This is a genomic window from Pseudoxanthomonas sp. 3HH-4, from assembly GCF_006716465.1.
In the GTDB taxonomy this organism is placed as follows: domain Bacteria; phylum Pseudomonadota; class Gammaproteobacteria; order Xanthomonadales; family Xanthomonadaceae; genus Pseudoxanthomonas_A.
In genome coordinates this window covers 1-2,026 of sequence record NZ_VFPB01000013.1, presented here as the reverse complement: position 1 = coordinate 2,026, position 2,026 = coordinate 1, and the positions used below count along the sequence as shown (strand labels likewise).

The 2,026-nt window shown below is 54.7% G+C and carries 1 protein-coding gene; it reads right to left on the bottom strand.

Annotated features, from left to right (window positions below; genetic code table 11):
- Window positions 1-977: 977 nt before the first annotated feature.
- Complete coding sequence (locus FB548_RS18670; RefSeq protein ID WP_142126319.1) at window positions 978-1,352, bottom strand: hypothetical protein; 375 nt, start codon at window positions 1,350-1,352, stop codon at window positions 978-980.
- Between the last annotated feature and the right edge of the window lie 674 nt (window positions 1,353-2,026).

Below are 2,026 nucleotides of genomic sequence, written 5' to 3'. Positions count from 1 at the left end.
TGCTAAAGCCAGTGCGAATCCATGCAGCCATAGAGCGCTAACACCAGAATTAAGCCGACCCGCGAAGCGGGTTCGGCTTGAATGAATTGTTAGGCACTACGAGTACTCCTCGGTCCCCGGTGGCAGTGCCTTGCCCAGAAGATGCCGGCAGAGAACCCCATTGCCATACACAATCGCGAAGTGATCTGAAATTGCAAGCTGAATGAGAAGGCGTAACTTGCCAATCAGTGAAAAGCCCTGGCCCTAAAGAGCAAGGGCTCTATCCGAATGACGGGAGCGCCATGTGGTGTGTGGCACGTGCCAAGAAATTCTCTCCACGCGATTGGGCGAGCCGAGATCTCGAGCTCTAAAGATCGTAGGCGCTCAAGAGCCTCCGGCAAATCACCGTCTTTCAACACAATCAGCACATTGATCGAGTGAATGTCTATTCCCGCGTCTCTCTGAGAATAGTCCTGAAAGAGCGGTGTTATGAGATCGAAGTAGCCCATGGTTGGTGAATCTGATGTATCGAATCTCCAGCGCTCGTGAGGTGTGAGTGGCCACGGATTCTCTTGATTTAGATTTGCCAGACCGATCGCATGATGCATGGTGTAGTGCCTAACACCTAAGTTAAGCCGACCCGCGAAGCGGGTTCGGCTTGAACGAACTGTTATGCGCACCAAGGTAAACCCGAAGCCGGTGGTCCGCAACGGGGGTGGGAGACCAGGGAGCACGGACAAAGCCTCCGCAAGCACGGAGCAGGTCGAGGCCAGCAAAGACCGAAGCCGAGAGCGCCGCCAATCCGAACGTCATGAAGCCATCCTTGTCCCGAGCGGCGCGAACGCGATACGTCCGAAACCGATTAAAGCGAAGCAGGGGAACGCGAGTGAGTCGGACAGATCAGCGAGCGATCAACTCCGAAGCCAGCGTCGCAGCGGAAGTTGCAGCATCACCGAAGCCGACAACACCGACACTCCTACCCACGCATAACACCAGAATTAAGCCGACCCGCGAAGCGGGTTCGGCTTGAATGAATTGTTAGCCGTCACGCCATGCATGCTAAAGAAAATGGAAAAGAAAGGCACTCCAGGGGTGATACAAACATGTCCGCCACGGCCAGAAAAGATCAAGCAGTTCTCGGTTTGATCGGATGCACTTGTGTGAATCGCGACACGATCACAGTCAATGGATGCAGAGATGCAGCTTGCCTCGCCAGAAGTAGCGCAGCTGTTGAGAGTGACAGAGCTACCTGATACATCAATCCTCAAGATCGCAGGGCCGTCAGGAAGCGGAATATCGTATGTGACAGAGTCAGTGTACTTGGCAAGGAGGCCGAGAAATGCCGATGCTTCGCTTTCGTTCCAGCCTTCCATGATCTCTCCTGACGGCTAACACCAGAATTAAGCCGACCCGCGAAGCGGGTTCGGCTTGAATGAATTGTTAGCTGCCATCCGTGGTGCTACCCAGAGGAATTTTGGAGGAAGAAAGTATCGAATCCCAGTGCTTCTGGTCAGCCCCATAGAAAAGGTATGCAACCGGATGAGCGGACGAGTCTTTGAACACCTGAGTCTGTCCACACTCGAAGCACACGACAAAATCATAAGTGTGGCCATTAGCTTTCACCCGGACGCCATGTCGCGGAAAGAAACACATTGCGATAGCGTCCGGCTCTGGCGCCGCAACCCAATCAGAGAGATCCGCCCTAAGAGATTGAGCCACAGGATTTGATAGGGCTACCTCCCCGAGTACGGGCCAACCGTGATAGCAGACCCCAGCACAAGCCCCATCAGAATCCCGTGCACCCCCAGGACCCGACTCGAGCGATAGGAGCGTAACGCTATCAGCTATGGTCAGGGCTTCAGCGATCTCAGTTCTGTCTGCAGTCGCAGAGCAGCCGGTGCTGAAAGCAGCAAGTAGGAAAGAGAGCAGCAGGGGGAGGCTCTTCATGGCAGCTAACACCGGAATTAAGCCGACCCGCGAAGCGGGTTCGGCTTGAATGAATTGTTAGGCCTCGGACCGAGACCGATTGCTCTCGCCGATCTGATGC

Bases quoted from the DNA above. Each gene is read 5' to 3' on its own strand.
- FB548_RS18670 (WP_142126319.1), bottom strand. From the start codon at position 1,352: ATGGAAGGCTGGAACGAAAGCGAAGCATCGGCATTTCTCGGCCTCCTT.